Annotated in this window: 8 protein-coding genes; 1 reads left to right on the forward strand and 7 read right to left on the reverse strand. The window is 65.3% G+C overall.

What is annotated here, in order from left to right; genetic code table 11:
- Window positions 1-253: 253 nt before the first annotated feature.
- Complete coding sequence (locus RUR_RS21820) at window positions 254-1111, reverse strand: hypothetical protein (protein WP_283136961.1); 858 nt, start codon at window positions 1109-1111, stop codon at window positions 254-256.
- A gap of 178 nt (window positions 1112-1289) precedes the next feature.
- Window positions 1290-2567, reverse strand: coding sequence for an MFS transporter (locus RUR_RS21825; protein WP_283136962.1), 1278 nt, complete (start codon window positions 2565-2567; stop codon window positions 1290-1292).
- A 226-nt stretch (window positions 2568-2793) separates the two neighbouring features.
- On the opposite strand from RUR_RS21825, the gene RUR_RS21830 reads away from it, so the two are divergent.
- Window positions 2794-2916: a hypothetical protein gene (locus RUR_RS21830; RefSeq protein ID WP_283136963.1), complete on the forward strand. Its 123-nt coding sequence runs from the start codon at window positions 2794-2796 to the stop codon at window positions 2914-2916.
- 148 nt (window positions 2917-3064) lie between these two features.
- Here RUR_RS21830 and RUR_RS21835 read toward each other — a convergent pair whose 3' ends face one another.
- From RUR_RS21835 to lysX, 5 genes are all read right to left on the reverse strand, one after another.
- Window positions 3065-3658: a DUF6461 domain-containing protein gene (locus tag RUR_RS21835; RefSeq protein WP_283136964.1), complete on the reverse strand. Its 594-nt coding sequence runs from the start codon at window positions 3656-3658 to the stop codon at window positions 3065-3067.
- 129 nt (window positions 3659-3787) lie between these two features.
- Window positions 3788-10732 carry a LamG-like jellyroll fold domain-containing protein gene (locus RUR_RS21840; protein ID WP_283136965.1) on the reverse strand — a complete coding sequence of 2315 codons (6945 nt, stop codon included), beginning with the start codon at window positions 10730-10732 and terminating at the stop codon, window positions 3788-3790.
- Between the two features lie 333 nt (window positions 10733-11065).
- On the reverse strand, window positions 11066-11995 hold the full coding sequence (locus RUR_RS21845) for a diacylglycerol/lipid kinase family protein (RefSeq protein WP_283136966.1): 930 nt from the start codon (window positions 11993-11995) through the stop codon (window positions 11066-11068).
- Between the two features lie 126 nt (window positions 11996-12121).
- The gene (locus RUR_RS21850) at window positions 12122-14845 is read right to left on the reverse strand and encodes an immune inhibitor A domain-containing protein (RefSeq protein ID WP_283136967.1); all 2724 of its coding nucleotides are present in this window, start codon (window positions 14843-14845) and stop codon (window positions 12122-12124) included.
- An 839-nt stretch (window positions 14846-15684) separates the two neighbouring features.
- Complete coding sequence (gene lysX, locus RUR_RS21855; protein ID WP_283136968.1) at window positions 15685-18984, reverse strand: bifunctional lysylphosphatidylglycerol synthetase/lysine--tRNA ligase LysX; 3300 nt, start codon at window positions 18982-18984, stop codon at window positions 15685-15687.
- Between the last annotated feature and the right edge of the window lie 109 nt (window positions 18985-19093).

Below are 19093 nucleotides of genomic sequence, written 5' to 3' on the forward strand. Positions count from 1 at the left end.
GCCATTCGAGTGGACGACTACAGCGCGATTCTGACCGCTCGAAAACGATTTACAAGGCATACGAGTCGACCATGCCAATCGTAAGAATTCAGAGATATCTAACGGCCGTCTAGAATGGAGAAAACAGCGGAGCCGGATTTCCTGACAACCACCCCAAAAGGAAATACACCCACGGGACACCGCGGTGAGCTCTGTGGCTTCCAGCGGAAGTGAACGGGTGGGACGCCCTCTCCGTCGCCCCACCCGGCGATCACTATGTGGCGCAGATGGCGTAGGTGCGCATCGCCCAGTTGGTGGCGAGTCCTGTCTGGTCCTCGACGGCTCTCGTCGGGACCTGGGTGGAGACGGGGTTCGGGACGGAGACGGCGGCGTTGATGAACACCTGGCCGAGCCCGCCGCCGATCTGCAGGCCGACCCCGTGCACCTGGGTCCCCGCGGGACACGGCACGCTCTGCACCTTCGGGCTCAGGGAGTCGGACACGGTGGTGGCGACGGCCGTGGTGTGGCCGGGCACCGGGTTGGCGCAGATGGCCCAGGCGCTGACCGTCCAGTCCCCGAGGAAGGCGACCTCGGTCTCCTCACCGACGGCCCGGACGCTGGTCGGCGAGGCACCGCCCTGCGGGATCACCCCGGTGAGGACGACGACGCCACGCCCGGGGAACACGTTCCCCCCGGTGCCGAGGGCCCGCTTCCCGGGTGAGCAGGAGGCCACGACCGTGGCGGACGGCGGCGACCCGGGAGGGCTGGTCGCTGTCTGGATCTCCCAACCGGCCGGGGTGTCGGCGCAGATCGCGTGCGCGATCAGCCCCCAGTTGCCGGCGAAGCCGTCCCAGTCCTCATAGGCCCTGGCTTCGACGCCTTGGCCGTTGGGGAGCGGGGCGAACTGGGTGATCGCCACCTCGTTGGTGACCATGGTGAGCCGTGCGCCGGCGCCGACGACGCGCTTCCCGGCCGGGCAGAGCGCGGTCTGACTCTTGAAGACGTTGGAGTTGAAGGCGGAGACCGTGGTCACGTTCTCCAGGCCGGGGATGGCGTTCGCCGGTGTCGCGACGGCGAGATGCGCCCCGACCAGCGTCAGGGCGCCCAAAGTCGCGAGGGCGATTCGTCTCAATCCCGTGAATACCATCGGCTGACTCCCTCTGGCGGCGTGGTCCCCGCCATTCGAGTGGACGACTACAGCGCGATTCTGACCGCTGGTCAACGCTTTGCAAGAGATCCGAACGGCCGGTGCCAGCCGTAATGAGGCCGTCATATCCGCCTGCTGTCCCAAACCGGGGAAACAGGAAAACCTATTTCCCGGAAACGGGTAAACCCTGCAAGTCAGGCGAGGAATCCGTCGCCCTTTCCGGACTCCTCTGCCGGATCGGGGTGAACAGTCCGGCCACGGTGACGAACAGGAAGGCACCCGCCGCCCACAGCAGCGTCCGCCGTACCCCGATCCCACCCGCCAGGGCGGTGAGCACCACGGCGCCGAGCGGGGCCAGCCCCTCGGAGAGGGTCCAGAAGGCCGAGGTCACCCGGCCGAGCAGATGGTCGGGGGTCATGGTCTGGCGCAGCGACATCGAGCAGATCCCGGCGAGGGCGAGGCAGAACATGTACACCACGGCCATCGCGGTCACCACGACGAGGCCGTCCGACATCGCGAACACCGCCATGGCCGCCCCGGTCAGGGCGTAGGCGCCCAGCCAGCACCAGCCGAACCCCAGCCTCCTGCGGAGATACGCGGTGAGCGACGCGCCGACGACGGCACCGGCCCCGGCGATCCCGAGCACGTATCCCACCACCTCCTCGCTCTGCCCGAGCCCGTCCCGCAGGTGGTAGATGAAGACGTCGATCATCCCGAGGCTGAGGAACGTGACGACCATCAGCAGGAGCGTCACCCAGCGCAGCACCGGGGTCCGCCAGAGGAAGGCGAGGCCGGCCAGAAAACCCTGCCGCACGTCGTACCAGCGGGCCTCGGCCGGCGGCGGGCCCTGCACCGGGCGGAATCGCACCAGCGCGAGCCCGATCGCGGACACACCGAAGGTGACGGAGTTCGCGGCGATCGCCGCGGTGGTGCCGAACAGCCCCGAGATCAACCCGGCCAAGGCGGGCCCGGTGATGTAGGCGAGGGCGTTCGTCGCCTGCAGCCGGCCGTTGGCCGCGACGATCTGGTCCTTGTCCACAAGATTGCCGACCGCGGTCACATAGCTGGTCCGGAAGATCATGCCGAAGACGCCGGAACACGCCATGACCACGTAGAGCAGCCAGATCTGCGGGCCGATCATCCAGCAGACCGGGATCAGCCCGTAGAGCAGGAACCGCGCCACATCACATACGATCATCAGCCGCCGGCGGTCCAGCCGGTCCACCAGGATGCCGCCGAACACCCCGGTCACGATCGAGGAGACAGCCGCGACCGCGGTGAGCAGGCCCATCTGCACGACCGACCCGGTCGCCTTGAGGACCAGCAGCGGCATCGCGATCAGCGAGAACGTGTTCCCGAACTCGGCAAGCGTCTGCCCCGCCCAGAAAATCGTGAAGTCCCGGTTCCGCCACAACGACCGATCCACCCTGCGGCCGCCCACAGAGAACCCTCTCTTCCGATCAACTGCCACAGTGCATCAAAGCACCAAGCACCACATACGGAAACAGATTAATCGCCGGCCGAAACCCGCGAGGCCCCTCTGACAGAACACACGAGGGGAAGGAACAACCCACGCAGCCGTTCTGCAGCCCACCGTTCAGGACACATCGTGCCACCACCAGCCCCACCACATCTGGAAGGGGGCGGTTACAGCCAGACGGCTCTACATGAGCCGCTCAACGGTGGAGTCAGTCTCCCGCGCTGTGCACGTGAGCGGTATCGGGCAGCGCACCTCCCGCGACGTGCACGTGGTGGAATCGAACGACCTGTTCCCGCTCACCTTTGCCTAGCCGGCGCCTCAGGCCCCATACCCAGCTCGCCGACAACATCCAGCCAATGCACACAAGACAATCTGACACCCGATGAGGCCGACCACATCGACGGACTCCGTCCGACCTACGACGGCCCCTATCTGCTTTCGTGGCGCGAATGACGAAGCTACATCGTATAGGCGAGATGGGAAGCAGAAAGCCACTCCTGTGTGATCCCAACGCCCGTCCAACGTTCCAAAACAAGCAAGGCAGCTGCCTGCCACTCACCTACTTCCAGCTCCCCCTTGAGACCCTCCAGATACGGAGTGGCTATCTCGACGTCATTACCGGCGCGTTCATCCGGAAACATCAGACTGAACTCAACAAGGAGTTCTCCATTAGACGCACAGGCCATCCGACCATGACCGTTGATGGTCCAGTAAAGACCGATGGCTGTTCCACCTTGCGCTGTCGCCTTACACACACCATTCCGCATTGATACCGAAGCACCCGGGTCGATGATTAGAATCCAGCCCTCAATCCGACCCAACAAAATTATGTGATCCCATTGTGGATCATCAACCAAATCCAACTCCGCAAAGACTCCCATTAGATCCTGCACAGTAAGCCGAGACGGATAGGGTTCGACACCAAGCACCGATACAAGATCCTCCAGATCAACATCCTTACACCATACAATACTCAATCCATACCAAATACCATGCGGAAGCAGCAGTGCATGCATCCGCTCCCGATGAGCTTCAATATTCACAATGTCCACCAGAACCGACAATCATATCGAGAAAACGAGGCCACAATCGACCCATCTACTATTCCCGCACCCCAGGACAACTGGCGATACAGCTTGCACTACCATAAACTCCCAAGAATCCGAAACGAGCCAGACATATCAGAGAATTCCGTCACGCAATCTCAAATTTGACGAGACAGGCAACGGAACAGGCTTTATGCGCACCCAGAACTTATCACTTTCCAGGATTCGATATCGAAAATAGAACGCATGCTCAAGCCATCTAGTCCCAGCCTGGTTATTATGTTCACGATCGACCGGAAGCACAGACGAGTTGCCCAGCGCATAGGCGGCACCCTCCATTGTGGTAGCAAATGGATATTCGTCACATTCTTTGTCATCCCGCTGAGCCGCGGTGTATGAGGCAACGCAATCAACTCTGGTCTGACGGCGGTTTCGATCGATGTAGGCCTCCTCTTGTGTTCGGGTCAATGGAGCACCCCGTCTGGAGCCTCGCGGCGCATCCGCGTTACCCGGAAAAACCTTGACTATGCTTGGGATCACAGGTTTTGTAGCGGAAGGGTTGTAGAATGCGCCATAAATATGCTCCGCTACCTGAGAAACGGTAGGATCAGATCTGTCAAGAGTAAAGATCAGGGTCGCCTCTTCCATGACACAGCCACCCCGATAGTTGACAATCGATGGGCTACTGTCACAACTAACGTTGACAGGCCTCTCTCTTACAACGCGATAAGGAGGAGCCGCATAAAGAGGGGCCACTTCATCGTCTACCGATGTATCGGAATCGATGAACGGCCTAAATCTACAGGTGGCGATCTTGTCCAGCCCGTCGCTTCCCGCTGTTGGAGATTCAAACTGGAAGTACGCCGTCGGGTTGCGCTCCCAGTAATCGATATCACCGGTGATACTGTCCGGAGTCAATGATCGGCAGTGGCCAGGAGTCGGCCAACCGGTCGCTTCGATTTTCGATGTCAGCTTGAGCGATCCGGTGAATCCCAGGGTGCTGAAATCGGTGAACTTTGTCCAAACATCGATCTTTCGGCCATCGTCGTAGCTGGCGCTTCCACCGTTGCCAACCCAGGTATTGATAACCGCAGCAGCCCTATAGTCCACCCAACCATTAGGAATCCTTACCGAGCCTATCTTCGCATAGATCGTGATCCGATGACGAATCCGGAAACACCAAGTAAATCTCTTGATATGACCTTCGTCAGGCTGCTCCGCACTGTCCAGACAATCTTCTAGCTTCCAGTGCTCATAAGGAAATGTCGCAGGAGCTTGCGCCGACCGGACAGAAGAGTCTCCCGTAGCCGGCGACAAGGATCCCACTGCCAAGGCGCCTACTTCTCCAGCTCGCAAAGCGCGTTGGTACACGTACAACTCATCAAGAGCCCCTTGAATACTGGTACCAAGAGTAAAGGGACCTTCGGCATACCATATGGGAAATGAGATGTCAGCCGTCGTGATTGGGTTCCCGTTCAGATAGAGGGTGGCCGTACTGGCGACTTGGTCGTAAACTCCTGCGAGATGGAACCACGTGTTGACCGGAGGTTCTACGTCGGAGAACGCCCCTCGCGGCGTCGAGGTGACGGTGTCTTCAGCCGTGAAGGTGAATGTCAGTCCACGCACCGGATCATTCCCCAAGCGGAACGGCGCCGTGTTAGTACCACGCTGGTCGACAAAGGTGTACGCACCATCTTTGTCGTTGACTCGGAGCCATGCCGCAATGGTGAAGCTGTCGTCGGTAAGGATGATCGGGCCGTCGGTCTGCGCGAGTGGTTCCTCGCCCGGGTAGACGACGCGGATCCTTAGTTTCTGCCAGTCTGACCAGGGTGATGAAAGCGGCCCGTCTGCAGCGCGAACCCGCCAGCGCACCAACCAGCCGTCGGTCAGTGTCCCGGTAGGGACGGTCACACTGGTCTGCTCGCCGGATTCGGCGTTCGCCCGCAGGCCGGACCAGATTGGGCCGGTCCCTTGGCCGACAGGCGCGGCTGGGTCATGCTCGATTTCAAAGTGAGTGTCGACCACAGGTGCGGAAGTACTGCGAACCGTCGCATGAAGCTTGGGGATTGTCGTAGGGGTGACCATGATTCCGTCGACTTCCACCCCTGGGCTGGCGTAGAGACCACCGACCTCCGGCTTGGCCACGTCAACCTTGAGTTGCTGCCACGGCGACCAACGGGAGGACAGTGCGCCGGCAACGGCTCGCGCCCGCCAGCGCACCAGCCACCCATCGGACAACTTCTGCGCCGGAACAATCGTCACCGCCTGGGCTCCCGCGGGCACGTTCTCCTCCGCCACAGACCAGATCAGCCCACTACCCTGTCCAGCCGGTGCGGCCGGATCATGATCTAGCTCGAACTCGGCCCGCAGGTTCCCTCCAAGAGCGTAGGTGACGCGGGCGTAAAGGACCGGCTGTGCCGAGGAGGTGACCGCTCGTCCGTCGACGACGGTTGAGGGAACCACCTGGAGCTCGTCGATCTGAGGCCGGGGAAGCTCGACGGTGACGTGCTGCCACGCCGACCACTCGGAGGTGACAGTCGCGGACACCGCGCGCGCCCGCCAGCGCACCAGCCACCCATCGGACAACTTCTGCCCGGGTACGGTGACCGCGGCCTGGGATCCGGCGGGTACGTTCTCCAGTGCACCTGCCCAGATCACGCCTGTTCCCTGCCCCACCGGGGCGGACGGATTGTGCTCCAGCTCGAACTCGGCCCGCAGCGGCTCACCCCTGGGGTCGATGACCGTTGCCCGCAGCTGAGGAGTCACCGAGGAGGTGACAACCACGCCATCGGTCACCTGCGACGGAGTCACCTGCAACTCGTCAGCCACCGGAGCGGAATCACGGGGTGCCACGACCAAAGTCCGCCAACTCGGCCACGGTGAGGTCAGCCCACCCGTGACCGCACGGGCCCGCCAGCGCACCAGCCATCCGTCCGACAGCATCCCCACCGGGATGGTTACCGTTCCCTGTGTTCCTGCTGGCACATTGTCCGCGCTGAGGGTTCCGATCAACCCACTCCCCTGGCCCAGGGGCGCCGCCGGATCGTGCTCCACCTCAAACTCGGCCCGCAGGTTCCCTCCCGGCCCATAGAGCACTCGGGCCCGGAGAGCCGGGGTCAGCGACGAGGTCGACGTCTGGCCGGCCACAGTCTCCGAGGGAACAACCTGCAGCTCATCCACCTGCGGTTTGGGTACTTCAACCCTCACTTGCCACCAGGGGCTCCATGGAGTGGGGGACGTCCCTGCCAGGGAACGGGCGCGCCAACGGAGCAGCCACCCGTCCAAGAGCGTACCAACAGGGGGTGCAACCACCGCCCGCGTCCCGGAAGCCACATTGCTCAACGCCGACGACCAGATCAGCCCGCTGCCCTGCCCCTGAGGTGCCGCAGGATCGTGCTCCACCTCAAACTGAACCCGGGAGGCCCCACCCTGCGGATGCGTGACCACCACCCCAAACTGCGGGGTGACCGAGGAGGTAATCGTGATCCCGCCAAGCATCTCGGATGGCACCACTTGCGGCTGATGTACCACCGGATCTGTGGCCGGGTTGAAAACGTCCACCCTGAAAGGCTGCCGGGCCGACCAGACAGGCGTCGAGCCAGGAGTCGCGGCCTTGACCTGCCAATGGTAGGAGATCCCGTCCACCAATTTGCCTACAGGAACGGCGATGGAGCCTTGCGTCCCAGTGGGGACCCCAGCCACCGAACCTGACCACACCTGCACAAAATCCGAATCCCGCACAACCCGGAACTCCACCGACGACGGGCCTCCCGCAGGATCGGTTACCCGCACCAGCAGGTCCGGGGTCAGCGAGGTGACTGTCACCGTTGTCCCGACCAGCTCCGACGGGACGATCTGGAACTGGTCCACCACCGGCTCGGGTACATCGACCTGTAGCACCTGTCCGATCGACCAGGCGGAAGTCGCCCCATCTGCCGATGCCCGCACATACCATCGGTACCTGGCTCCATCGGTCAACCTGCCTACCGGGACCTCAACCGATGCCTGAGCTCCCGACACAGCACCCGCCACCGAACCCGACCACACCTGCACAAAATCCGAATCCCGCACAACCCGGAACTCCACCGACGACAAACCGCCCAACCTCGAGGTCACGCGCGCCAGCAACGAGGGTGTCAGCGACGAGGACGTCACCGTGCCCAGCACGAGTCGTGAAGGTGACACCTGAAACTGATCTACCACTGGGGCGGCATCCACCTTGAAGGTCTGCCACGCCGACCACTGCGGTGTCGAACCTGGTGTAACGGCCTTAACCGACCAACGGTAGGTGGCTCCGTCGGCCAACTTAGCCGGTGGGACCTCGACCGATGCCTGAGCTCCCGACACCACACCCGCCACCGAACCCGACCACACCTGCACATAGTCCGAGCTCCGCTCCACCCGGAACTCCACCGACGACAAACCGCCGAGCGGATCGGTTGCCCGTGCCTTCAGAGTGGGGGTCAGCGACGAAGTCACCGTGCTCCCCACAACCGTCTCGGACGGCGTTACCTGGAATTGATCTACTATCGCCTCAGGTACATCGACCTTCAAGCCCTGCCAGGCCGACCATGCCGAGGTCACGCCACCTGCTGACGCGCGTACTGCCCATCGGTACTGTGAGCCGTCTGTCAGGACCCCTGCGGAAACCACCCTCGACGCTTGCGTCCCAGATGCCGCACCCACCACCGAACCCGACCAGACCTGCACAAAGTCTGTCTCCCGTACCACCTTGAACTCCACCGACAACGGATCGCCAAGCTTCGAGATCGCTCGCGCCAGCAACGACGGCGTCAGCGACGAAGACGTCACCATCCCCGTTATCAGCTGCGACGGCGTCACCTGAAACTGATCCACCACCGGAACCGCGTCGACCCTGAAAATCTGCCATGCCGACCACAGCGAGACATCCGACCCTGCTGTAGCACGGACACGCCATTGGTACCTGGTTCCGTCCACCAGCCTGTTCGTCGGCACCGGCACCGACGCCTGCGTCCCTGACGCCACAGCAGAAACCGAACCCGACCATGCCAGAGTGAAGTCCGACTCCTTGAGCACCTCAAACTGCACCAGTGAGGAGCGACCCGAGGCGTCGATCACTGTGGCCTGCAGCGACGGCGTGAGGGACGGCGTTACGTGAATCCCGTTCACCGAGGTTGATGGGGCAACCTGGAACCCACCGATTTCGGGGGCCGCTGCTACCCGTTCCAGCCGCGTAGGCCGCTCATCGGTCGCCGGGGCCAAAGGCGGTACCGCAGCATTGGACAAAGCCGTCCCAGTCCTCCCGGGAACCCACGAGGCCGTCCCGTTCAACGTTGCATCCTGGCGATACCTACCCGAAGAGTCCCTCGCCGTCACCCCCCACCCCTCGTCGAACCTCCATAGTCCGACCGGAGCGTCCGGGGGTTGCGGTGTTGGCTCTACTTCCCCGGGAATCGGACCAAGTTGGTCCTTCCCCACCTCCATAGGCTGATTCCACTGTGCGCGGAGGGCAAGGTGATCCTGATAGGTGAGCGGGGCGATCGGCGTCGGAGGTCCTGGCCGGCCAACCTTCATCGCGATGGCCTCTTCGTAGGGGAAGGTGTCATTGCGCTTCGCCCCCTCATAGGCCGACCAGACGACTTCATACTCAGCCGGGGTGTAGTCCACGAAAAGCACGGGGCCCCGGAGTCCGTAGTTGCTCTCCGAGGAACGGTACATTCGCCAGTTGGTGGCGTCCGCCTCGTTCACCGAACGGAACTGGACCCCGTAGTCGGGCACCCCGTTCGCCCAATCTTGGGTGATGCCCTCGATCGAGTAGTAGAGCTCACCCTCACCCATGTAGCACAGGTCGCTGTACGCGCCCTTGTTGCCGATCTGGTTGGTACGCGTGGTTGGTGGCTCCGCGCCGAGCCTCAATGTGGCAGGGGTCCAGTCACCGGTGATGCGCTGCACCAGGATCCCGGATTCGACCTGGTCACCACAGTCGTTGGACCGGTAGTTCCACAGCCGCAGGTCAGAGTTGTGGATGGTGGCTCCACGCAGCCGAGACTCCCCGACGTTGAAACGGATGTAGGTACGCCAGGAGACAGCACCGTTGCCGCTCTTGCCCGCACGCAGCCAACCCCAGGTGCTGTTGTGCCCGCCGTTGGGATAGTCCTTGCTCACGAAGGTGTCTGCCACCAGCGCCGCCCCGGTCCAACTACTGGGTTGAACCCCGATTGTGATCGGGTACTCCGTCGCGGCATCGGCCAGGAATGCGGCATCCGGCCGAATCACCAGGGCAGGCCCATGCGGCCCATGTACCACCCGGGTGTCGGCGATCGTGTGCCGACCGGCGTCGGGGGATCGAAGCGCGAGGGCGTCCAGTACCGGTGAGCCGTCGATGGCCGCCACGATCTTTCCGTCAGAGTCGAGCAGCCGAGGCGTGCCACCCCGCGTGACGTATCTCATCCCCACAGGCGGCGTCACAGGCAGCGTGTACTCGACCTTTCCGGCCGGTCGCTTCCGTAGCACGAGGCTCTGGGAGAAACCTCGTGGAAGCGCGGATACCACGAGGTCCACACCGTAAGCGATGGCGTCAGGGTATGTCGCGGTGTTTCCTGCCAGCCGTGGCTTGGGCAATGCCGTGGCCACGCCGATACTCGCGAGATCCGTCCCAGAGCCTGTGGTGGCGATCGTCGTGTCACCACCCGCCGAGAGCATCAGCTCGGTCGTGGTGACTTTGGGCCTAACGATGCCGTTCTCCTCGACCAATGTGGTGTCAATCGGCGTCCACACTCCCTGCCGCTTGACCCGAATCGGCGAAGAATGCAGCTCGGTTCGGAGGGTCTTACCATCGGGGTTGGCATAGGTGGTTGTCGTCTCAGTGCGCCAGGACTCGATCTCTACCTGCTGCTTGGTTGCCTTGGCCTGCGACCTGGCAATCGTCTCCGGCTCCTGGGGAGTCTTTTCCGCCGCAGGCGGAGGCGGTTGAGCCGCCGAAGCGGGGATGACGTCGATGGCGGACAGCAGAGAAGCCGCCAGCACTGCCGTAACGAAACCGCTGATAAGACGCCGAGGCGTGGAACGGTCGGCGGAAACGAGCAGTCGCGATCTCACAGATAGCTCCGGGAGTCATGAAACGATCAACTGCTCGAATATCTCCGTGTGGATGAATCTGATCAACAGGTTATCTAGCTCACAAGAATTACTAGGTAACGAAATATGGCGATAAAGCGATATAGGCCGCCAACTATGCGGGCCAATCCTTGACGATCGTCGAAGGCTGACCGATGCAAGGACATGAACGGACGCTGACCTGGGGTTTCCGATATGCGTCGGGAACACTGTGGCAGCCGTCGACCCGCGGCGAATCACGGCTCACCGCGGGCGAAAGGTCGTATAGAAATAGATCAACTCGGTATCGCATCCGGAGGCAGGGACCGGGTTCTCCTACGTGTCGACGAAGCCGGGGGGGACCATGACGCGGAGGGCGTTGGAGAGGCTGCGGATGTGGACCGGGGTCATGCCGTGGACTTCGCCGTCCAGGTCGACGGCGAGCGGGGGGAAGGTCTCCAGGTGGAGTTCGCGGGCCGTGAGAAACGGGCCGCCCGCCAGGTTCCGGCGGCGGCCGGTGAAGGCCAGGAACATCACCTCGGCCAGCAGTCTGAGCCGTTTGCCCGAGCCGAGCTGATAGGCCACCAGGGTCCGGTTGTCGATGCTGATGTCTCGGGCGATCAGCCGGCCGCCGTAGAAGCGGCCGTTGGCGATGTTGAGCTGGTGGGTCAGCAGCTCGTGCCGCTTGCCGTCGACCGTCATGATCGCCCGGAACGGGCGGTGGCCGGGGAGGAGCGCCAGGGCGGTGAGGGGGTAGGCGGTCCGCCCGATGATCCGCTTGAGCCAGGGCTTGACGTTGGTGGCCACCTCGACCGAGACGCCACAGCTGGCCAGGTTGGCGAAGAGGTGGTCGTCGACGGCACCCACGTCGACGTCGGCGACCTTGCCGTGGGTGAGCACCCGGATCGCGCCGGGCAGGGTGAGCGGGAGCCCGAGGCTCCTGGCGAAGTTGTTGGTGGTGCCGAGCGGGAGCACGCCGAGGGCGACGTCGGTGTGGGCGAGGCGCTTGACGGCTTCGCTGAGGCTGCCGTCCCCGCCGCCGACGATCAGCAGGTCGGGCCGGAGGGCCAGGGCGCGTTCGAGGGTCGCGGTCAGACTGCGCGGGTCGACGACTGCGGAGGACTCCAGCACGTTGAATCCGGCCTCGTCGAGGAGCCGGACGGCTTCGTAGTACCGGTGGCGGCCGCGCCGGGAGTGTGTGTTGATGACGACGACGGCCCGCCGGTGCTCCCGGATGGCCGCGGTGTGCTCCGCCTTACTACGCACTAGTCTGTCCCCTTTTCACTACGCTCATCGTAGGGCCACGTACGGGACCGACAGGATAGTGATCACCGGAGACGGGGAGGACCCCGGAGCCGGTGTGCTCCGGGGTCCTCGCATGCGAGTGATCGGTCAGTTGGCCAAGGGTGGCGTCACGTGCACGACGACACCCTGGTTGGCCAGGAACGGGGTGATCAGCTTGATCTTCACACCCCAGGCCTTGCCCTCGTCTCCGGGGTTGCCGGAGCCGAGCACATGGCCGCCGACGACCTGTCCGTACAACTCCGTCGCCGGTGAACCGTCGGGGTTCACGATCCGGGTGGAGTAGTCCTGGTTGCCCTTGGCCGGAATGACGACCGACGCGTCGCGGAACCGGTAGTACAGACCGTCGGGCCGGCTCTCCAGACCCGGGTACCAGGTCTTGGCGTCGGTGAACTCCTTGACCGCCGGGAGTCGGCCGAAGTCCGTGCAGTACTCGCTGAACGGCTCGCCCGGCGCCTCCAGGCACTCCCGCATCGGGTGGGTCTGACCGAAGGTGAACGCGGAGTTCGACGCCTGCGGCCGAGCGGCCAGGTTCTTCAGCACCGAGGTGTCCTTCTCGGCGGCGACGCCGGTACGGCGCAGCGGCTCGAAGTGGGAGTCCACGATGAGCAGGGTCCCCTTGGAGCCGATGCTGGGCGCGGCGAACTGGTTGGCCACGACGTGGTTCACCGCGTAGGCCGCGTCGCGGTACCAGACGAGCAGGCCGGGCGCGTTGTACTTGAACCGTTCGACCTTCCAGGCCCCGTCCCGCTGGTAGTTGGTGTCGTAGGCCCACTTCAGGCCCTCGTCGAAGCCGTCGAAGTTACGCCACTCGGCGAGGTAGTACTGCGCGGTGTTCTGGATGCCGGTGTCGATCGCCCAGCCGGCGCCGCCGGTGTCGGTGAAGGTGCCGACCGTCGCGGCCCAGCCGTTCGCCCCGCCTTCGACGTCGTCGCTCCAGACCGTGGTCCCGCCGTTCGTGACGGAGAAGTCGTCGGCGAACCAGCCCTGCTCCAGGGTGGCGGCGTCGGTGGCGTACCGCAGCCTGAGCTTGACCGACTGCCCGGCGTACGGCGTGAGGTTCACGTAGTCGTGCCGCCAGCCGCCGGTGGTGTTCGTCAGGCCGTACTTCTTGTTGCCGTAGTCGCGGAGCCGGCCGTTGGGGTCGGGGTCGCCGTCGTCGGTGGAGACGAGGACACCGGCCTCGTTGTAGACCTTGAGCTCGTTCCAGGTGGTCCCGCCGTCGGTGGAGACCTCGACGAACCCGTAGTCCCACTCGGCTTCGATGACGTAGTTGCTCCACATCCAGAACTTCACGTCGGTTCCGGCGGGCACGGTGACGTCCCGGGCAAGCCGGACGTCCGCCCAGTCCTGGTCGCTGTTGGACCACCACATCCTGCTCCCGCTGTGCGGGGTCGCCCGGACGATCCGCTTGTCCGGCAGGTTGATGCGGATGCCGTCCTCGGTGAACTTGGGGGTCCGCGAGGTCTGACCGACCGTCACGAGCTTCGCCGCGTCACCCGGGTTGAAGATCTTGGGGTCGGCCCAGCCGAGCGTCCACTTGTCCCACAGGCCCATGTGGGTCGGCATGGACTGGAAGATCGGGCCGGAGTGGGAGCCGCTGGACATCAGGTCCCAGAACTCGATGTTGGACTGCCCGTTGCCGGAGGTGTCGTAGAGGTCGGGCAGGCCCAGGTCGTGGCCATACTCGTGGGCGAAGACGCCGACGCCCGCGTTCTCCGGCTGCACGATGTAGTTGGAGATCCGCTTGTTCGTGCCGGGGATCTGGTAGCCGCCGGCCACCGCGCTGGAGTGGGCCCAGATCGCGAAGGTGCCCTCCGCGCCGCCGCCGGTCGACTTGCCGATTCCGGCGTGCACCAGGACGACGTGGTCGATGACGCCGTCCGGTTCCAGGGTGTTTCCGTCGCCGTCGGCGTCGGAGGTGTCCTCGATGTCGTAGTCGGCCCACGGGAAGTTCGGCTGCGCGGCCGCCAGCGCGTTGACAGCGTCGACCGGGAGTGCCGCCGCGCCGAGCGGGTTGTCCGGGTGGCCCTGCATGTCCTGCATGGGGGCGCCGCAGCGCCCGGCGCCGTACCAGGCCTCCGAGTGCGGGACCTTGATCCAGCCGATCGCCTTGCCGTCGACGGTGTAGGCGCCCTTGGACATCTCCTCGAACATGTTCTTCATGGTGTAGCCGGCCAGGGAGATGCCGGGACGTCCGTCGGGGCCGGTGAGGTCCGTCCGGATGCGCTGGGTGATGCCGGTCTTGGTGTACAGCATCTTGTTGTAGTGGTCCGGGCTGAAGTCGGCCACCCACGGGGTGTTGTTGTCCCGGCCGGTGAGCGCCGGGTTGGGGATGCGGTTGTGCAGCGGCCCGTTGACCAGGGTGCCGGGCGGCAGGACCTCGCAATCACTGGTGTTGTCGATCGACCGGGGCCGGCTGTAGCCGGAGAAGTCGTCGTTCGCGTTCTCGTTGAACTCGACGAGGAGCGTCAGCAGCTTGGCCTTCTGCTGGGTCTTGCTCTTCTTGTAGAGCCAGTCGATCGGGTTCTGACCGGTCCGGATCGCGCGCTGTTCCCGCTGGGTGAGCACCCGCGCCGCGGCGGGGTTCCCCGTCTTGTACTTCCGGTCGATCTGATGGGCCCGGGCGAGGGAGCGGGCCTGGGCGCTGTCCGCCTTCTCGCTGCCTCGGGTGACGTCGGGCTGGATCTGGGGCGCGGTGTAGTTGATGTAGTGGTCGCTCTTGGCCGGCCGCCAGTCCGCGGGGCCGTTGTCGGCCGAGGCACTGGGGGTCGTCGCCGTCAGGCCGGTCATGCCGAGCGCCAGTACTGGCATCAGGGCGATGGTACGGCGCCGTAAACCAAGCAAAAGATCCCTTTCCCATCCGGGGTCGCCGAATGTGCGCCGGGGTGGGCCTGGGCAGGCACACCTGGGTGATGGGACCCCCGTGGGCACGACGGCACGCGCCACAATCCCAGACCGGACACTAAGGGAACTTTGTCATGTCTGAAAAGATCTGTTGTCAAAGCGTGATCGCTAGCAACACCCCATGATTTAAAGCGTTTTGAACATCAATACAGTAATAAGACACAACAAGATTCTGACTCCGGCAATCACAGCTAGTCAGAGCCTCGCCGATTTGCCCCCGCTATTCGGATGATCCTTTCGATGTGCGTTCCCCTGAGGGTGCGGAGAACGTAACGATCACGCTCTACGGGCGGAGCCCGACGACGCCTTCGAACCCGGGAACGGCCGACACCAGGTAACCGATGATCGTTGTGGTCTGCGCACCCGTCGGGGTACGGACAACGCAACGATCACGCGGTACAGGCCGCGCCCCGCGACACCTTCGAGCCCGGAGAGGACCGGCGCGAGGCAACCGATGATCTTTGTGGTATGCGCGCCCGGCGGGGTACGGAGAACGCAATGATCAACGGGTGCCGGGGTACGGGCTGCGCCGGGTGATGCTCCCTTTCCGAAGCCAGGGTGGCCCGTGGTTGTCGGGGTTGATCATTGCGATGTGCGATCCCCAAGCGGTGCGGACAGCACAACGATCATCAACCGGTAGAAGTGTGAGTCGGGTGTCCGGCCGGATGAATCCTGTCAAGAACGGCTGGAGCCCGGTCAACCCAAATCGCCGGGACATCGACCCGTGCACACCGGCGAAACACCGTTTAGTTCGGGCGGACCAGCGGGAACGGGATGATCTCCCGGATACTCCGCCCAGTCAAGACGATCATCAACCGGTCGACGCCCATCCCCATTCCCCCCGAGGGGGGCATGGCGAACTCCAGAGCCCGGAGAAAGTCCTCGTCCAGCTCCATCGCCTCGGGATCGCCGCCCGCCGCGAGCAGCGACTGCTCCACCAGCCGCGCCCGCTGGTCGATGGGGTCGATCAGCTCCGAGTACCCGGTGCCGAGCTCCAGGCCGCCCACGATCAGGTCCCACTTCTCCGCGAGGAGCGGGTCGGCGCGATGCCGGCGGGTGAGCGGCGAGGTCTCGGCCGGATAGTCGCGGACGAAGGTGGGCGCCGTCAGGGTGTCCTCGACCAGCGCCTCGAACAGTTCCTGCACGAGCCTGCCCTGACCCCAGTCCGGGTTGAACGCGACCCCCCGGTCCGCGGCCAGCCGCCGGACCTCCGCCGTCGGCGTGGCGGTCGTGACCTCCTCGCCGAGCGCCTCGGAGACCGACCCGTAGACCGTGACGGCCCGCCACGGCTCGGCGAGGTCGAACTCAGCGCCCCGGTGACTCAGGACCGTGGTGCCGAGCGCCGCCCGCGCCGCCGCGACCACCAGGTCCCGGGTCAGCTCGCCGATCGAGTCGTAGTCGCCGTACGGCTCGTACGCCTCCAGCATGGTGAACTCGGGGTTGTGCTTGGGGGAGACCCCTTCGTTGCGGAAGCTCCGGTTCAGCTCGAACACCTTGCCCATCCCTCCGACGAGCAGGCGCTTGAGGTAGAGCTCGGGCGCGATCCGCAGGTACAGCGGCATGCCGTAGGCGTTGATGTGCGTGGTGAACGGCCTGGCCGCGGCGCCGCCGTGCACCGGCTGCAGCATCGGCGTCTCCACCTCCAGGTAGCCGCGCGCCGACAGCTCGCCCCGGATGGCGGCGACGGCGTCCCCCCGCATCCGGATGAGCCGCCGCGGCACGTCGCTGACGGCCAGGTCGACGTAGCGCTGCCGGATGCGGGCCTCCGGGTCGGTCAGTCCGGTGCGCTTGTCGGGGAGCGGCCGCAGGCTCTTGGCGGTCATCGTCCACTCGGTGACGAGGATCGACAGCTCGCCGCTGCGGGAGGTGGCGACCTCCCCGGTCACCCCGACCTGGTCGCCGAGGTCGACCAGGGACTTCCAGGTGGCCAGCGCCTCCGGGCCGCTGTCGTCGGCGGTCAGCATGATCTGGATGTCGCCCGACTCGTCGCGCAGGGTGGCGAAGCAGACGCGCCCGTGCTCCCGGGAGAGCATCACCCGCCCGGCGAGCGAGGCCTTGTGCCCGGTACGGCTGTCGCCGGGCAGGCCGGTGAACCGCTCCCGGATGTCGGCCGCCAGGTCCGTACGGGCGAAGCCGGGGGCGTAGGGCTCCATCCCGGCCGCGCGGAGCCGGTCCAGCTTGGCGTGCCGTACCCGCTCCTGCTCGGTGAGCGTGCGCCGGGGCACCCGGTCGGCGAGCGCCTCCTGCTCGATCTGGCGGATGGCGTCGAGCAGCTCCGGCTCGGGGGCCGTGGGAACGGCCCTGCCGTGCTTGCGGGAGGGGAGGAACCCTTCGGCGCGCGCCGAGGCCAGGCCGATGGCGATGAGGTCGCGCTGGTTGCGGAAGCAGACGTAGCGCGGCAGCCAGGTCGGCAGGTATTTGGCGTTGGAGAGGTAGAGCGACTCCAGCTGCCAGAAGCGGGAGGCGAAGGAGAGCAGCCGGTAGGTGAGCCGGAGCACCGGCCCCGCGCCGATCTGGGAGCCGCGTTCGAACACCGAGCGCAGCATGGCGAAGTTCAGCGAGATCCGCCGTACCCCGATCGTCCCGGCGCTTTCGGCCAGCTTGGCCACCATGAACTCGTTGAGCCCGCTCACCGCGTCGCGGTCCCGCCGCATGAGGTCGAGGGAGAGGCCGCTCGGGCCCCACGGGACGAAGCTCAGCATCCCGCGGAGCGCGCCGGCGCCGTCGAACGCCTCCACCATGACGCAGGCGCCGTCTCTGGGGTCGCCGAGCCGGCCGAGCGCCATGGAGAAGCCACGTTCGGTCTCGCCGACCCGCCAGTCGTCGGCCCGGATGAGCAGGGCGGCCATCTCGACCGGCGGGATCTGCGCGTATCTGCGGATCCGGACCCGGTATCCGGCGCGTTCGACCCGGCGCACGGCCTGCCGGACCGCGGCCATGGCGGGGCCGTTGAGGGTGAACGCGGTGAGGTCGAGGATCGCCTCGTCGCCGAGTTCGAGCGCCCCGAGCCCTTCCCGGTGGTAGGCGGCGGCACCCCGTCCGCTGGCGCCGAGCACCCCGGGGGTCCAGGAGTGGGCGCGGCATTCGGCGAGCCACTCCCGGATCGCCCCGGACCAGGCGTCGGGGTCCCCGAGGGGGTCGCCGCCGGCGAGGCAGACCCCGCCGATCGCCCGGTAGGCGATGCCGGCCCGCTGGGCGGGGTCATACACGATGTCCTTGTCGGAGCGGAGCGCGAAGTAGCCGAGGGAGTCCCGGTCCCCATACCGGGCAAGCAGCGCGCGGGCCGGCAGCTCCTCCTCGGGCGACAGGTGCGCGTCGCCCCGCGCGGGCCGGAACAGCGCCCACGCGGTGACGAGCAGCAGGCCGCCGCCGAGGATGCCGAGGACGACGTCGACCCAGGAGGGCACGTTCACGCCGAGTAGGTCTCCGCTGATGACGGGGCCGAGCGCCGACTGCAGGACGGCGTAGGCGGTGTTTCTCAGCAGTCCGCCGTCGTAGGAGTCGTTCCAGGTGACGACGGTCGCGCCGAGGGCTCCGGTGACCACGAGCATGGCGAGGAAGACGATCAGGGCGAGTCTGCGGTTCTGCGCGTCGGGTACGGCGGAGAACTCGCGGCGCGCGGCGACGAGCCACACGATCTGCCCGGCGACCACCAGGATGGGGATCGCGTAGGCGAGGATCGCATTCGTCAGGCCGAGCTCCGCCGACTCCACCTGTTCCAGGGGGAGCAGGACGACCTTGATGAACACCGTGTGGGCGAGAGTCACCGTCAGGACCGCGAGCAGGATGCGCCAGGCGGACCGCTTGCGGCGGCGCAGGCCGACCGAGAGCAGGAGCATGAGCAAGCCGTACGGAAGGCTCGAGGCCCACCCGACGGCGTAGAGGAGCCCCAGCGTGTCCCGCTCCAGCACCCAGTCGAGCACTCCGGACGAGAACCAGGTCAGGATCGCCAGGACCCCGATCAGCCGGGTGTACCAGCAGAAGAACGAGGGCGCGGCCACCACGAGCCTGCGGCCCGGCCGTTTCGGCTGTCCCCCACCGTTCACCGTTCCCCCTGTTCGCGTCCCCCCGTCCGCACTTACCTTCTCTTTATATCCAACCCCCCGCGGGCGATCTGCGAATCCGTCTACCCGGTCAAATCGGCCGATCTCGCCC

The sequence above is a fragment of the Rhizohabitans arisaemae genome (assembly GCF_025996515.1).
Classification (GTDB): domain Bacteria; phylum Actinomycetota; class Actinomycetes; order Streptosporangiales; family Streptosporangiaceae; genus Rhizohabitans; species Rhizohabitans arisaemae.

What these genes read in the sequence shown, in the direction of transcription:
- RUR_RS21830 (WP_283136963.1), top strand. Translation starts at nt 2,794, where the DNA reads ATGAGCCGCTCAACGGTGGAGTCAGTCTCCCGCGCTGTGCACGTGAGC.
- RUR_RS21850 (WP_283136967.1), bottom strand. Translation starts at nt 14,845, where the DNA reads ATGCCAGTACTGGCGCTCGGCATGACCGGCCTGACGGCGACGACCCCC.